Origin of the sequence: Pseudomonas sp. NFX183 (assembly GCF_047943075.1) — a bacterium.
Lineage (GTDB): Bacteria > Pseudomonadota > Gammaproteobacteria > Pseudomonadales > Pseudomonadaceae > Aquipseudomonas.
This window is the reverse complement of sequence record NZ_CP181333.1, coordinates 554,613-569,391: the sequence shown is the minus strand read 5'-3', so window position 1 is coordinate 569,391 and position 14,779 is coordinate 554,613. Positions and strand designations below refer to the sequence as shown.

11 protein-coding genes are annotated in these 14,779 nt (G+C 62.1%); 9 read left to right on the top strand and 2 right to left on the bottom strand.

The window, feature by feature from the left end; genetic code table 11:
* Positions 1–11 precede the first annotated feature (11 nt).
* The 5 genes from ACM530_RS02805 to ACM530_RS02785 all read left to right on the top strand — a co-directional run bounded on the left by ACM530_RS02805 (position 12) and on the right by ACM530_RS02785 (position 5,526).
* The gene (locus ACM530_RS02805; RefSeq protein ID WP_416364232.1) at positions 12–1,322 is read left to right on the top strand and encodes a citrate-proton symporter; all 1,311 of its coding nucleotides are present in this window, start codon (positions 12–14) and stop codon (positions 1,320–1,322) included.
* The gene (locus ACM530_RS02800; RefSeq protein WP_416364231.1) at positions 1,319–2,761 is read left to right on the top strand and encodes an amidase; all 1,443 of its coding nucleotides are present in this window, start codon (positions 1,319–1,321) and stop codon (positions 2,759–2,761) included. Before ACM530_RS02805 ends, ACM530_RS02800 begins: the two co-directional genes overlap by 4 nt.
* A gap of 64 nt (positions 2,762–2,825) precedes the next feature.
* Complete coding sequence (locus ACM530_RS02795) at positions 2,826–3,596, top strand: IclR family transcriptional regulator (RefSeq protein ID WP_416364230.1); 771 nt, start codon at positions 2,826–2,828, stop codon at positions 3,594–3,596.
* 189 nt (positions 3,597–3,785) lie between these two features.
* The gene (locus tag ACM530_RS02790) at positions 3,786–4,367 is read left to right on the top strand and encodes a YceI family protein (RefSeq protein WP_416364229.1); all 582 of its coding nucleotides are present in this window, start codon (positions 3,786–3,788) and stop codon (positions 4,365–4,367) included.
* A 1-nt stretch (position 4,368) separates the two neighbouring features.
* The gene (locus tag ACM530_RS02785) at positions 4,369–5,526 is read left to right on the top strand and encodes a phospholipase D-like domain-containing protein (protein ID WP_416364228.1); all 1,158 of its coding nucleotides are present in this window, start codon (positions 4,369–4,371) and stop codon (positions 5,524–5,526) included.
* Between the two features lie 21 nt (positions 5,527–5,547).
* Here ACM530_RS02785 and ACM530_RS02780 read toward each other — a convergent pair whose 3' ends face one another.
* Both ACM530_RS02780 and bglX read right to left on the bottom strand, forming a co-directional pair.
* A complete protein-coding gene (locus ACM530_RS02780) occupies positions 5,548–8,445 on the bottom strand; it encodes a S8 family serine peptidase (RefSeq protein ID WP_416364227.1) in 2,898 nt (965 codons plus the stop codon).
* A 307-nt stretch (positions 8,446–8,752) separates the two neighbouring features.
* Positions 8,753–11,044, bottom strand: a complete 2,292-nt coding sequence (bglX, locus tag ACM530_RS02775) for a beta-glucosidase BglX (RefSeq protein WP_416364226.1) — start codon at positions 11,042–11,044, stop codon at positions 8,753–8,755.
* 243 nt (positions 11,045–11,287) lie between these two features.
* Between bglX and ACM530_RS02770 the strand changes: the two genes are divergently transcribed.
* The 4 genes from ACM530_RS02770 (at position 11,288) to ACM530_RS02755 (ending at position 14,737) form a co-directional block, all read left to right on the top strand.
* Positions 11,288–11,899 carry a LemA family protein gene (locus ACM530_RS02770; RefSeq protein WP_106577060.1) on the top strand — a complete coding sequence of 204 codons (612 nt, stop codon included), beginning with the start codon at positions 11,288–11,290 and terminating at the stop codon, positions 11,897–11,899.
* An 18-nt stretch (positions 11,900–11,917) separates the two neighbouring features.
* Complete coding sequence (locus ACM530_RS02765) at positions 11,918–12,649, top strand: TPM domain-containing protein (protein ID WP_416364225.1); 732 nt, start codon at positions 11,918–11,920, stop codon at positions 12,647–12,649.
* A 31-nt stretch (positions 12,650–12,680) separates the two neighbouring features.
* The gene (locus tag ACM530_RS02760; RefSeq protein WP_416364224.1) at positions 12,681–13,298 is read left to right on the top strand and encodes a TPM domain-containing protein; all 618 of its coding nucleotides are present in this window, start codon (positions 12,681–12,683) and stop codon (positions 13,296–13,298) included.
* A 221-nt stretch (positions 13,299–13,519) separates the two neighbouring features.
* Positions 13,520–14,737 (top strand): class I SAM-dependent methyltransferase, encoded by a 1,218-nt coding sequence (locus ACM530_RS02755; RefSeq protein WP_145162813.1) that lies wholly within the window; start codon positions 13,520–13,522, stop codon positions 14,735–14,737.
* The last annotated feature ends 42 nt before the right edge of the window (positions 14,738–14,779 follow it).

Below are 14,779 nucleotides of genomic sequence, written 5' to 3'. Positions count from 1 at the left end.
GAGTGTTCCTCATGCAGATTTCAAAACCCGGTGTTTCGCGCACCCGCCAGGTGGTGGCGGCCGTGATCGGCAATGCGCTGGAATGGTATGACTTCATCGTTTACGGCTTTCTGGCCAGCATCATCGCCCGGCAGTTTTTCCCCTCGGAGGACGAGTACGCCTCGCTGTTGATGGCCTTGGCCACCTTCGGCGTGGGCTTTTTCATGCGCCCGGTGGGCGGCATCCTGCTGGGCATCTACTCCGACCGCAAAGGTCGCAAGGCGGCGATGCAGTTGATTATCCGGCTGATGACGGTGTCCATCGCGCTGATCGCCTTTGCGCCCAATTACGCCGCCATCGGCATGGGCGCGCCGTTGCTGATCGTGGTGGCGCGCATGCTTCAAGGCTTTGCCACCGGCGGTGAATACGCGAGTGCCACGGCGTTTCTGGTGGAAAGCGCTCCGGCCCATCGCAAGGGTTTGTATGGCTCCTGGCAGTTGGTGGGGCAGTGCCTGGCGGTGTTTGGTGGCGCGGCGATGGTCGCGCTGGCCACGCATTTCTTTTCCCCCGAAACCCTCGACCTGTGGGGCTGGCGTGTGCCGTTCGTATTGGGTTTGCTGATCGGTCCGGTGGGGCTGTGGATTCGGCGGCACATGGAAGATCCGGAAGAATTTATCCAGGCACGCAAGCTGGCCACGGGTCCGGCGCCGAGTTTGATGGACGTGCTGCGTGAGCATCGACGCAGCATCCTGGTGTCGATGGGCTTGGCTTGCGGCGCGACGGTGTCGTTTTACGTGGTGCTGGTGAATATGCCGACCTTCGCCCACAAAAGCCTCGGCCTGCCACTGGACCAAGTGCTGATGGTGCAGATGTTTGCGGTGGCGCTGATGACCGTGGTGATTCCGCTGTCCGGCCTGCTCTCGGATCGCCTCGGGCGGCGGCCGGTGTTGATGGCTTTTACCCTGGCCTTCTTCGTGATGGTCTACCCGTTGTATGTGTGGGTGGCCGCCGCGCCATCGATTGAGCGTTTGCTGGTGATGCAAGTGCTGCTCTGCACGGCCATCGGCGGTTTCTTTGGCCCGGCGCCGACGGCCTTGGCCGAGCAGTTCCCTATCGAGGTGCGCTCGACCGGCGTGTCGGTGGCCTATAACGTGGCGGTGATGGTGTTCGGCGGCTTTGCGCCGTTGATCGTCACCTGGCTGACCAAAGTGTTGGGCACGCCAGTGGCGCCATCGTTTTACGTGCTGTTCGCTTGCGTGCTGACGCTGCTGGGCACTTACTGCATGCAGGAGGCACCGCGGGCGAAGAAAGCGCTGCCGTTTTCAAGTGAGGTGAAGCCTTGAGCATTGTTGAGTGGGACGCGACTGAGCTGTCGCGGGCGATTCATGCGCGGCAAGTGTCGTGTGAAGACGTGATGCACGCGTACCTGGCGCAGATCCAGCGCTTTAACCCGCGCGTGAATGCGCTGGTGTCGTTGCGCGACGCCGACGTCGTACTGGCCGAGGCCCTGGCCTGTGATCGCGAACTGGATCAGGGCCAATCGCGCGGCTGGATGCACGGCATGCCCCAGGCGATCAAGGACCTGGCCGCCACCAAGGGCTTGCGCACCACCTTGGGCTCGCCGTTGTTTGCCGAGCATGTGCCCAGCGAAGATGCCATCAGCGTGGCGCGGGTGCGGGCCAGCGGCGCGATCATTATCGGCAAGACCAACGTGCCCGAATTCGGCCTCGGCTCGCAGACCTACAACACCCTGTTCGGCACCACCGGCAATGCGTATGACCCACGCCTGGTGGCGGGCGGCAGCAGTGGCGGGGCGGCGGTGGCTCTGGCGCTGCGCATGCTGCCGGTGGCCGATGGCAGCGACATGATGGGCTCACTGCGCAACCCGGCCGCGTTCAACAATGTGTTCGGCCTGCGCCCGTCGCAAGGGCGCGTGCCGCACGGGCCGATGCCGGAAGTGTTCGTGCAGCAACTGGGTACCGAAGGCCCGATGGGCCGCAGTGTGACCGATGTGGCGCGGTTGCTGAGCATCCAGGCCGGTTACGACCCGCGGGTGCCGTTGTCATCCAAAGAAGACCCGACAGTGTTCGGCGAACCCTTGCCGCGCGACTTCAAAGGCGCGCGTCTGGGTTGGCTGGGGGATTACAACGGCTACCTGCCAATGGACGACGGCGTGTTGAGCCTGTGCGAATCGGCCCTTGGTGATTTCGTCACGCTGGGGTGTGAAGTAGAGCGCTGCCAGCCGGAGTTTTCCCTGGCGCGGCTATGGCGCAGTTGGTTGGTGCACCGCCATTGGCTGGTGCACGGCAATCTCGGCGCGGCCTACGCCAACCCGCAAAAACGTGCGTTGCTCAAACCTGAGGCGCAATGGGAAGTGGAGGGTGGCCTGGGCTTGAGTGCCCAGCAGGTGTACCAGGCGTCGGTGGATCGCAGCGAGTGGTATCGCGCCTTGGTCAAGTTGTTCGAACGTTACGATTTCCTGTTGCTGCCCACCGCTCAGGTGTTCCCTTTCGATGCACAACAGGCGTGGCCGCGCCTCGTTGGCGGGCGCGAAATGGACACGTACCACCGCTGGATGGAGGTGGTGATCGGACCGACACTCGCCGGTCTGCCGAGCATGAGCATCCCGGTGGGTTTCAACCCTGGCGGCTTGCCCATGGGCCTGCAGATCATCGGCCCGGCCCAGGCCGACCGCGCGGTGCTGCAACTGGCATACGCCCATGAGCAGTTGACGCAATGGGTGCAGCGCCGGCCACCGGCGTGCCTCGAATCAGGTGATTGACGCGCAACCGGGCCTGTATCTTGCTGTGAAAAATGATCATCCACCGGCAACAAGGAGATCGAACATGGGCAGCCACGCCGAGACAGGCACCGTACGGTCGGTTGAGCGCGCACTGGCAATTGTCGAATTGCTCGGTGAACACCAGGCGTTGGGGTTGGAGGAGCTGCATTATCTGACGCGTTTGCCCAAGGCCACTGTGTCGCGCATGTTGCTGACCCTGCAGGAGCAGGGTTGGGTCTATCGCGGCCTGAGCGATCGCCGTTATCGCCTGCGCGCCCAGCGCTTGTTCGGCGACACCCAGCAACGCTTCAAGCGCCAGGTGGTGGAAAGCGCCGCGCCGTGGCTGCTTGAATTGAGCGAACGCACCGGGCTGGTGGTGGATTTATCCTGTTTTGATGGCGAGCGCCTGGAGGTCATGGAAAGCGCGATCCCCAGGGTGCTGCGCAAGTTGTATCCGAACAATTGCCAGATCGTCGGCCAGCACGCCAGCCTGTTTCACTCGGCGATGGGCAAGGCCTGCCTGACGCAGCTGCCCGCCGAAGAGGTGCAACGCCTGGCGGGCCGCGATCACGTGGCGGCCGATGAGCAGTTGCACACCTGCGAGCAAACCCAGCACCAGGGGTTTGGCCAGCGCACCGAAGGTTATTGGGAATACCCGGTGCGCCTGCCGTTCCTGATACGCGCAGTGGCCTTGCCGGTGCAGGCCAATGGGCGGCTGGTCGGTAGCATGGCGTTGCACTGGCCAATGCATCAGGCGCCGGTGGAGCGCGTGTTGAACTTGCATATGGCCAGCCTTGAAGCGACGGTGCGCGATGTGCAGCGGGCGCTGGTCTGATAATCACCGCCGAACAAATGTGGGAGCTGGCTTGCCTGCGATTGCGGTGTGTAAGTGAATGAATCTGCTGACTGATACACCGCAATCGCAGGCAAGCCAGCTCCCACCTTGATCGGCTTTGTCAGTTACATTGCGCCCGGCACCCGGCACAGTTAAGGTTCGCCCAGGTTTTTTGCCTCATGAGTCTTTATGTTCAACGTCAAACCCCTGGCCTTCGCGCTGCTGGCCTGTGCCGCCATGCCCGCCCACGCCGACTGGTACCTGGATAACGAATCCTCACGCCTGTCGTTCGTCACCACCAAGAACACCGAAATTGCAGAAGTGCATCGCTTTCTGGTGCTGCACGGCAAGGTCGACAGCCAGGGCGCGGCCCAGTTGGAAGTGGAGGTGGAGTCGATCAACAGTGGCATCCCGCTGCGCGATGAGCGCATGCGCAATGACCTGTTCGACATCAAGACCTTCCCCGAAGCGCTGATCAGTGCGCAGATCAACCTGCAACCCATCAACGACCTGGCCCCCGGCGCGCAGTTGGAGTTGCGCCTGCCGTTGAGTGTGACGTTGCACGGCAAGACCCAAACCTACAGCGCCGAACTGCTGGCCACGCGCCTGGATGACCGACGCTTTCAAGTGGTGACCCTGGAGCCGGTGGTGTTGCATGCCGAAGACTTTGACCTGGCGCCGGGCGTGGCGACCTTGCGCAAAGCGGCGGGGCTCAAGTCGATCAGTTTGTCGGTGCCGGTGGGTGCGGTGCTGATTTTTACGGCGCGCTGACGTGAGCGGCGCAGTCTTCCCATGGCGCAGCGCCAACCGTTTCGAGTTGCTGATCGACGGCCCGCGTTTCTTTCCGCAGATGCTGGCGGGCATTGCCCGCGCTGAGCGGCAAGTCGAGTTGGAGTTGTACCTGGTGGAAGCCGGCGCCTGCGCCGACGCTTTGGTGCAGGCGCTGGTACTCGCCGCCGAGCGCGGCGTGCGGGTGCGCTGTCTGTTTGATGATTACGGCAGCCTGGCGTTTACCCTGGGGTTGCGTAAGCGCCTGACCGACGCGGGCGTGGAGCTGCGGTTCTACAATCGCCTGAGCTGGCGGCGCTGGATGCGCAATCTGTACCGCGACCACCGCAAGCTGTTGCTGATTGACCAGAGCGTTGCCGTGATCGGCGGCACCGGCGTGACCGATGAATTCTGGACGCCAGGGCAAGACACGGCCGAATGGCATGAAGTGATGGTGCAAATCAGCGGCCCGCTGGTGCTGGACTGGCAAGCGCTGTTTGAGCGGCAATGGCATGCCAATGCCGCTCGCCGTGAATGGAAGCCCGCTACCCATTTTGGTTTGCCGCGCCTGCCCAAGGTGCCGGCCACCGGGCCAGGCCTGGGGCGCGTTGCCTATGCCGACGCGCGTCAGCACCGCGATATCCTGCAGTCGCTGATCCGCGCCTTGAACAGCGGCCAGCAAAGAATCTGGCTGGCCACGCCGTATTTTCTGCCGACCTGGAGTGTGCGCCGTGCCTTGCGCCGCGCGGCTGGGCGTGGGGTGGATGTGCGTTTGCTGCTCACCGGCCCGCGCACCGATCATCCGTCCGTGCGCTATGCCGGGCACCGTTATTACCCGCGTTTGTTGCGCGCCGGCGTGCAGATTTTCGAATACCAGCCGTGCTTTCTGCACCTGAAAATGGTGCTGGTGGACGATTGGGTGAGCATCGGCTCGTGCAATTTCGACCACTGGAATTTGCGCTTCAACCTGGAAGCCAACCTGGAAGCGCTGGACCCGCAATTGACGCTGGCCGTGGCCGGCAGTTTCGAACGCGATTTTGCCAAGAGCCAGGCCGTGAGCCTCGAAGCGTGGAAGTCGCGGCCGTTGTGGCGGCGGGTCAAGCAGCGGGTGTGGGGCTGGATTGATCGGCTGGTGGTGAATCTGTTGGATCGGCGGGGGTAGGGCGCCCCCGCCCTGAGCTGACTAAAACTGCAACCTGTACTGCGCCGTAAGGCTTTGGTCGCGCGTGCGCTCACCGCGCTGTTGGCTGAAGCCCAAGTCCAACGTGCTGTCGCGGCTCAGGCGCGCGGTGGCGCCCAGTTCCAGGCGGGTGCTGAGGCGATCCAACGGCGCGCCGCTGACGCTCATCACGCGGCCGCCGTCCCAGGCGGCCTGAGTGGTCGGTTGCAGGTCGCCGCTTGCATGGGTATAAGCCAGGCCGCCACGCAGGCTCAGCCATGACGGGCCGATCTGCGCCTTGCCCAGGTCGAGGTTGACCCGCACACCGCCGGTGGTCAGGTTGACGTTTTCCTTCGAGCGTTTGCCCTTTAGTGCAGCCATGCCGCCGCGCTCTTTGAAGCCTTCGCTGCGCTGTTGCACATTGGCCAGTTGCAGGTACGGCTGCCAGTCCCAGAAGGCATGGCTGAACCTATAGTTGGCCTCGGCAAACGCCTGCACGGTGCGGCTGGCGTATGTGGCGGTCAGGCGGTTGTCGACGCCGGGGAAGCTGACGCGGCGTTTTGTCTCGATCTCATGTTGCGCATAGGCGATGCCGCCATACACGCCGAACGCGTCCCATGTGTGGCCGGCATGCAGGGCCAATTGGTAGGTGTCGACGCTGGCTTTGCCACGCGAACCGGCCCTCACCTCCGTGCGGCCGCTGCCGGCAACCACGCCCACGCGAGTGCCTTGCTCCAGCGTGTGGTCGAACCCCAACAGCAGGTCCGTGCCGTTGTGGTGAGTGCGCGTGGTGTTGCTGTCGCCTGCGAGTTGGCCGGATTGACGCGGCAGTTGCACCCAGATGCCTTGGTTCTTGGCGTCGAGTGCGGCGTCGCGACTGTCTTGCGCCAGGCGCTGACGGTCGAGTGCGGCCTGGCGCACGACACGGCTGTTTTCAATCAGCACCGCTTGGGTGCTGGCATGCAGTTCGCCGCTCAACGAGTCCAGGGCTGCAGGTGCCTGCTCGGGAAACAGCGCGGTCAGGCGTTGCAGCAGCGGCGAGGGTTGGGTTTCAGCATCCGCAGCATGGGCGACGGCGCGTTGGTTGGTAGTCTGCGCCGCTGATGCCAGTGACTGACCGCGGCCAAACTCCACCAGCAAGTGATTGCCTTGCTTGACCTGGGAAACGCTGAGGAAAGGCGAGAACTCGCGGCGGTCTACCGAGGTAAATTCGCCATTCAACTCACCTTGGGCTTGAAGGATGCTGTAACGCTGGCCCAGGTAATAGTGGTTGGGTTGCGCACTCAGGTACAACGAGCCGCCGTTGATGGACGCCTGATTTTGGACCTGCAATCTGGCCGGGGCTGTCTGGCTGGTCAGCCCGGTCATCAGGGTTGAACCGGCGGCCTGTTGGTAGTTGCCCTCGACGGCCAGCAAACCATTCAGGCGCAGCAGACCGCCTTCGAGGTTAACGTCACCCTTGAGGTTATTGGTGGCGTCCAGCTCCAGAACACCCGCTTTGAGCGTGACGCCGGCAAAGCTGTTGTTGCCGCTCAGGCGCAGCCAGCCGATGCCGGTTTTTTCCAGGTGCCCCGGGCCGCTGATGTCGTTACGCCAGTCGTCCCAGGCGCCGCCTTGCCAGACCCTGGCGCCGCCGGCGAGGCGGTCCATGTTCACCACGGTGTCGACCCGCAGTTGGCCGGGGCCATCGATGGCTTTTTTCAGGTTCATCAGGCCCCAGCCATAGACGTCGTCTACGCCAGGCTCGCCCAGATCGGTGGCGGTGGTCAGCAACACGTCGCGGATTTGCGGGTTGTCGAGGTAGGGGAAGCGTTCCATCAGCAGGGCCAGCCCGCCGGTCACATGCGGGGCGGCGATGGAGGTGCCGGAGGCGGTGAGGTAGTTGAACGCGGGATTGTCGCCGGTCACCTTGAAACCATCGACTTCGCCGTCGGCGTCATGGTGGTTTTCGGTGGTGATCGAGCCCGACACCCAGGCTGAGGTGATATTCGTTCCGGGTGCGGCCAGGCACCAGTCTTTGCTGAAGCCGCAACGGTAGGAGCGATCGCTCAATGTCAGGCTTTGATCGAGGTTGACCACGGTCAGCCAATAGGGCTCCAGCGCTTTGATTGCGCGGGGCAGGCTCGAATGGACGCCGGTAAACGGTGCTGTTTGGGGCGAGGCGTTGGCCGTGTCGGTATTGCCCGCTGCCCATACCTGCAACATGCCGTATTTGATCGCACCCTCGGCTGTGGCCTTGAGCTCTTGATATTGATTTATCTCGGCCAGGAAGGCGTCGAGTTCTGCCTCACCCGCCAGGGGCATAGGTGTGCCCCAACTGTGATTGACCACGCGTACCTGCTGTTCGTGCAGTTGCGCGTAGGCCATGCTCACGGCCGCAGGCGTTACGTTGGTGACGCTGAAAGGGCTTAAACCCGGCCCGCCAAGGTAGCTGTTACTGAATTTGCGCACCGCACTCATGTGGGCGCCGTAGGCCACGCCCTGGATGCCAGAGCCATCACGGTTGGCGACTATCCTGCCGGCAACGTGAGTGCCGTGAGCGTTGTACTGAGTGCTCACATTTTTCAGATAGTTATCAAGCTCTTCGCGGGTGATGTCGCCATTGGCAATGGCCTCCTCCAAGCCAAGCAAGGCTTCGGGAGGCAGTGAGTCGATGACGTTCACCGCGGAACGCTCACCCTCGCTGAAAAAGCAGCCATCCGCCAGCACCGTCTCACTCATGCAGCCAGGGTCGGCCAGGCGCACGCCGGAATGGGGCTTGCCGGCAAATTCAGGGTGGCGCACATCGGTTCCAGAATCGTAAACCCCCACCCGCACGCCTGTGCCGCTCAACCCCCTGGCGTAGGCGTGGTCGGCACCGATTGCACCCAGCCCCCAGTCTTTGTTGAACTCTGGACTGTGCCAGCTGGCTGCATCGTGCAAGCGGCCTTGTTCGACGTAGCTGGTTGCTTGAACCGACAGGCTCGACAGGCATCCGAGCACACAGAGGGCGACAGCCGCTGGCTTGAATGGTGATTGAGCGGGCGCCTGTGTTGCGGGCGCTCGAACGGTTTTCGGGGGCGACATGGTCCACACACCTGCACAGTTATTTCGGGTCAATAGCGTGCGTGAGTAGGCCGGGAGCGTGATGTAGGACTTGGCTTGAAGCGGGGAGGGAACGCTGACTTTTTACTGACTGAGGCGGGGAAGGGCGCAAGCCCCCTCTCACACGAAGAGGGGGCTGCACGTATTACAGCAACTCGAACGTCTGCTGCTGCACATCCTGGGAATCCAGCCCGATCTGCACATTGAACTGGCCCGGTTCCGCGGCGAATTTGAGCTGGGTGTTGTAGAACTTCAGGTCCTCTTCGGTGATGGTGAAGTGCAGCGTGCGCTCTTCACCGGCCTTGAGCATGACCTTCTGGAAGTTCTTCAGCTCTTTCACCGGGCGGATCATCGAGCCGGCCACGTCCTGGATATACAGCTGCACCACGGTTTCGCCGTCGACCTTGCCGGTGTTTTTCAGCGTGACGCTGGCGTCGAGCTTGCCGGTCTTGTTCAGGGTCGTGGACGACAGCGCCATGTCGGACAGGCTGAACGTGGTGTAGCTCAGGCCATAGCCAAATGGGAACAGCGGCCCGGTGACGTCATCGAAGTATTGCGAGGTGTAGTTGCCCGGTTTGCCCGGCGTGAAGGGCCGGCCAATGCTCAGGTGGTTGTAGTAGGTCGGAATCTGCCCCACCGAACGTGGGAAGGTGATCGGCAGCTTGCCCGACGGGTTGTAGTCACCGAACAGTACGTCGGCAATCGCGTTGCCGCCTTCGGTGCCGGCGAACCAGGTTTCGAGGATCGCGTCGGCTTGTTGGTTCTCGTCGAGAATCGACAGTGGGCGGCCATTCATCAGCACCAGCACCAACGGTTTGCCGGTGGCTTTGAGGGCTTTGATCAGGTCGCGCTGGCTTTGCGGGATGTTCAAATCGGTGCGGCTCGAGGATTCGTGGGACATGCCACGCGACTCACCTACGGCCGCCACCACCACGTCAGCGTCCTTCGCCGCTTTCACCGCTTCGTCGATCAGCACTTGGGCTGGGCGGGTGTCATCCACCACTTCCGGCGCATCGAAGTTGAGGAAGTTGAGGTAGTCGACCACGGCCTTGTCGTTGGTGATGTTGGCGCCACGCGCGTAGATCACTTTGCCTTTTTCGCCGATCACGGCATTGATGCCGTCGAGCATGGTCACCGATTGTTCAGGCTTACCGGCGGCAGCCCAACTGCCCATCATGTCGATAGGGGCCTTGGCCAGCGGGCCGACCAGCGCGATGGTCGCGGATTTTTTCAGCGGCAGGGTGTCGTTCTGGTTTTTCAGCAGCACCAGGCTGCGCCGTGCGATATCACGGGCGTCGGCGCGGTGCAGGCGGCTCTCGGCATAGGTGTCGGCCGGGTCATCCTCGGCCTTGCCGATGCGCAGGTAAGGGTCGTTGAACAGGCCCATGTCGTACTTGGCGCCGAGCACTTCGCGCACGGCGTTGTCGATGTCGCTCTGTTCGATTTCGCCGGACTTGAGCAGCCCGGGCAATTCCTTGCCATACAGCGAGTCGTTCATGCTCATGTCGATGCCGGCCTTGATCGCCAGCTTGGCGGCTTCACGCCCGTCCTTGGCCACGCCGTGCTTGATCAGCTCGAAGATCGCGCCGTGGTCACTGACGGCCAGGCCTTTGAAGCCCCAGTCCTTGCGCAGCAAGTCGTTCATCAGCCAGGTGTTGGCGGTGGCGGGCACGCCGTTGATCGAGTTCAACGCCACCATCACGCTGCCGGAGCCGGCCTTGATTGCCGCGTGGTACGGCGGCAGGTAGTCCTGGTACATCTTGACCGGGCTCATGTCGACCACGTTGTAGTCGCGACCGCCTTCTACCGCGCCGTACAGGGCGAAATGCTTGACGCTGGCCATGATGCTGTCGGCATTGGCGGGGCTGGCGCCCTGGAAGGCCTTGACCATGACCTCGGCAATGCGCGAGACCAGGTAGGTGTCTTCGCCAAAGCCTTCGGATGTACGGCCCCAGCGTGGGTCGCGGGAGATGTCGACCATCGGCGCAAAGGTGATGTCGAGGCTGTCGGCGGCGGCTTCCTGGGCGGCGATGCGCCCGGAGCGGCCGATGGCGTCCATGTCCCAGCTGGAGGCCAGGGCCAGGCTGATCGGGAAGATCGTGCGGTGGCCGTGGATCACGTCATAGGCGAAGAACATCGGGATCTTCAACCGGCTGCGCATGGCCGCGTCCTGCATCGGACGGTTTTCCGGGCGGGTGATCGAGTTGAAGGTGCCGCCGATGCGGCCGGCGGCGATTTCCTTGCGGATCAGCTCGCGGGGCATTTCGGGGCCGATGCTGATCAGGCGCAATTGGCCGATCTTTTCATCCAGGGTCATCTGCTTGAGCAGGTCGCTGACAAAGGCGTCCTTGTCTTTAAGCGCAGCAGGCTTTGTTTCTGCCCAGACGGGGTGAGTGGCCAGCGTGGCAACAAGGCCGAGCAAACACAGCTTCTTCATGAATATCCTTTTTCGGCTACTGCACAGCGAAAATGCGCCGCTCTGCCAAAATGTGGGGAACATATGTTGTTGTTCGAGTGTTATTGCACTAAATGCACGACACTTATGAACTCTTATTCGCGCTGGGCATCTTTTTAGCTGATTGGCTCAATGCAATCCAGTGGTGGCGGCGGATTATGCCCCAAGCGCGTGGTTTAAAGGGTTAGTCGTCATCTTCCATCAAGTTTGGGCAGGAGAAACACCATGCAAGCAGCACAAGGTTACCGCTGGGGCTTGAAAGCCGCCGCTTTGCTATTGATCAGCACTGTGCTGAGCGGTTGCGGCATCAACACCATTCCGACTCTGGATGAACAGGCCAAGGCGGCCTGGGGCCAGGTGCAGAACCAGTACCAGCGCCGCGCCGACCTGATCCCCAACCTGGTGGAAGTGGTCAAGGGCTACGCAGCCCATGAGCAAGATACCCTCACCGCCGTGATCGAAGCGCGGGCCAAGGCCACTTCGATTCAGGTGGATGCCAGCACCCTCGACAATCCGGAAAAACTCAAGCAGTTCCAGCAAGCCCAGGATGGTTTGAGCGGCGCCCTCAGCCGTTTGATGGTGGTGTCCGAGCGCTACCCGGACCTGAAAGCCAACCAGAACTTCCTGGCCCTGCAATCGCAACTTGAAGGTACGGAGAACCGCATTGCCGTGGCTCGCCGTGACTTTATCCAGGCCGTGCAGGCCTACAACACCGAAATCCGTACCTTCCCTGGCCGCCTGTGGCACAGCGTGATGTACAGCGACTTGCCGATCCGCGCCACGTTTGAAGCCACCAGCGCCGATGCCGATAAAGCGCCGCAAGTGAAGTTCAAATAAGGCTTCTCTGAGGTGTCGATGCGTTTATTACGGATAGGCTTGGCGCTGTGGTTGCTTGCCTGCGTGGGTGCTACCCAGGCGGCATTGACGTTCCCGGCCTTGACCGGGCGGGTGGTGGACAGCGCCCAGATGATCGACCCGGCAACCCGCGCGCAGATCACCCAGCAGTTGCAGACGCTGGAGCAAACCTCGGGCGACCAGATCGTGGTGGTCACCGTGCCCGACCTGCAAGGCGTGCCCATTGAAGACTACGGTTACCAATTGGGTCGCCAGTGGGGCATCGGGCAGAAGGGCAAGGACAATGGCGCGCTGTTGATCGTCGCCCGTGATGAGCACAAGTTGCGCATCGAAGTCGGCTATGGCCTTGAAGGTGTGCTGACCGATGCGCAGTCGTGGGTGATCATCAACCAGGTGATCGCGCCCAAGTTCAAGGCCGGCAATTACAGCCAGGGCATCAGCGACGGTGTTGCGGCGATGGTACAGGTGGTGGGCGGCGAGCCGCTGGCCGTGCCGGCGCATGTGGCGGATGCAAATTTCGCCAAGGATAATCCGGGGTTTTCCATCGGCTTGTTCATCCTGTTGATCGGTGTGTTGTGGCTGTGCAATCGGCTGGGCCTGCCCGTTGGCGCTATCCTGCTGGCGATTCTCAGCAGCAGTGGGCGCGGCGGCGGTGGCGGGGGCGGCGGCGGTGGTGGCTTCAGAGGCGGCGGCGGTGGTTTTGGCGGTGGCGGGGCCTCGGGTGGCTGGTAATGACAATAACTAGAAAGGGGCATCTACAACCATGGCACTACTGAGTGAACACGAGCAACGCCAGGTCGCTGAGGCGATCGCTCGGGTCGAAAAAACCACCGATGCCGAACTGGTCACCGTGCTGGCGGCCCGTGCCGATGATTACGCGTACATCCCGCTGCTCTGGGCCAGTCTGATCGCCTTGGTGGTGCCTGGCGTGGTGCATTACTTGTCGGGCTACCTGACCATGTACACCTTGCTGCTGGCACAGTGGGCGACGTTTATCGTGTTGTGCCTGGTGTTTCGCCTGCCGAAAGTCACCACGCGTCTGATCCCGCGTTCGGTGCGGCATTGGCGCGCGTCGAACCTGGCGCGCCGCCAGTTTCTGGAGCAGAACCTGCACCACACGCTGGGCGGCACTGGGGTGCTGATTTTTGTCAGCGAGGCGGAGCGCTATGTGGAAATCCTGGTGGACGAGGGCATTTCCAAGCGGATGGATGACGGCAGTTGGGACACCATCGTCAAGGCGTTCACCCAGCAGGTGAAGCAGGGGCAGACGTTGGCCGGGTTTATTGCGTGCATCGAGGCCTGCGGCGAGTTGCTCAAGGTGCATGTGCCGGTGACGCAAACCCGTAATGAACTGCCCAACAGGTTGGTCGTACTCGAATAACCCAAACATCACTGAAGCAAAAAATGTGGGAGGGGGCTTGCCCCCGATTGCGGTGTATCAGCTCCAAATGAGTTGCTTGACACTGCCATCGGGGGCAAGCCCCCTCCCACATTTGGAGCTGTGCAGGCTGGACGAGTCGACCGTTGATCAAATAACCCCGTGCCCTAAACCTTCATCCCCCCTAAAATGCCCGGCATTCCCAGCCCGAGGCGTTTTTGTTCATGTCCGTCACCGCTCAACCTGCCCGCCCTGCGCCGGATCATCACGCCCAGTTCATCGAACTGCTGAGCGCAAGCCTGGCGCAGAATGCGTTTATCAAGCTGGTGCTGGCCAAGTACGTGGGTGAAGAAGCCGAGTTGCAACGGCTGATCATCAAGCCGGTAGAGGTCAAGGAGCAGGCCTGCCTGTCCTTCGTCTACCGCTACAAGACCCGCGATATCACCAAGAACTTGCCGCTGGCCGAGGGCGTGGCAGCGATTGCCGCGCTGCTGCCTACCTCGTTCAAGAATGCGCATTTGCTGGCGCTGACCGACGAAGCCCAGCTGGAATACAGCAAGAAGAACAAAAGCTCGCTGTTCAAAAGCAAGCCCCAGCAACTGCGTGAGGCGCCGTCCGCCGAGCACAACCGCGAGAAAAATCGTTTTCTTGACCTGAGCCGGCCATTCCTCGCCGACCTGGGCGTGACCGACGCCAAGCAGGCGCTGATCCCGTCGATGTCGCGCAAGTGGAAACAGATCAACAAGTTCATCGAAGTGTTCAGCCATGCGCTGACCTCGTCGCCGCTGAAACTGGACCAGCCGGTGCGCGTCGCCGATTTCGGTTCGGGCAAGGGTTACCTGACCTTCGCCATCCACGATTACCTGCGCAACACCCTCAAGGCCGAGGGCGAAGTGACTGGCGTGGAACTGCGCGAAGACATGGTGACGTTGTGCAACAGCGCGGCCGCACGCCTGGAGCACCCGGGGCTGGTGTTCAAGTGCGGTGACGTGCGCAGCGTGGCGCCGAGCGACCTGGACGTAATGATTGCGCTGCATGCCTGTGACATTGCCACCGATTACGCTATCCACACCGGTATCCGTTCGGGCGCGTCGATCATCATGTGCTCGCCGTGCTGCCACAAACAGATTCGCCTGCAGATCCAGAGCCCGGTGCTGCTCAAGCCGATGCTGCAATACGGCCTGCACCTGGGCCAACAGGCGGAAATGGTCACCGACAGCCTGCGTGCGCTGTACCTTGAGGCCTGCGGTTATGAGACCAAGGTGTTCGAGTTCATCTCGTTGGAACACACCAACAAGAACAAGATGATCCTGGCGATCAAGCGCAGCGAGCCGGTGGACAACGCGCAGTTGCTGGAGAAAATCCAGGCGCTGAAGGCGTTCTACCAGATCAGCGAGCACTGCCTGGAAACCCTGCTGCGCGCGGATGGCTTTTTGAATTAAACACAGAGCCCCTGTGGGAGTGGGCTTGTGTGGGAGCCGGGC

Bases quoted from the DNA above. Each gene is read 5' to 3' on its own strand.
- ACM530_RS02770 (WP_106577060.1), top strand. From the start codon at position 11,288: ATGCAAGCAGCACAAGGTTACCGCTGGGGCTTGAAAGCCGCCGCTTTG.
- ACM530_RS02755 (WP_145162813.1), top strand. From the start codon at position 13,520: ATGTCCGTCACCGCTCAACCTGCCCGCCCTGCGCCGGATCATCACGCC.
- bglX (WP_416364226.1), bottom strand. From the start codon at position 11,044: ATGAAGAAGCTGTGTTTGCTCGGCCTTGTTGCCACGCTGGCCACTCAC.
- ACM530_RS02805 (WP_416364232.1), top strand. From the start codon at position 12: ATGCAGATTTCAAAACCCGGTGTTTCGCGCACCCGCCAGGTGGTGGCG.
- ACM530_RS02795 (WP_416364230.1), top strand. From the start codon at position 2,826: ATGGGCAGCCACGCCGAGACAGGCACCGTACGGTCGGTTGAGCGCGCA.
- ACM530_RS02760 (WP_416364224.1), top strand. From the start codon at position 12,681: ATGGCACTACTGAGTGAACACGAGCAACGCCAGGTCGCTGAGGCGATC.
- ACM530_RS02765 (WP_416364225.1), top strand. From the start codon at position 11,918: ATGCGTTTATTACGGATAGGCTTGGCGCTGTGGTTGCTTGCCTGCGTG.
- ACM530_RS02790 (WP_416364229.1), top strand. From the start codon at position 3,786: ATGTTCAACGTCAAACCCCTGGCCTTCGCGCTGCTGGCCTGTGCCGCC.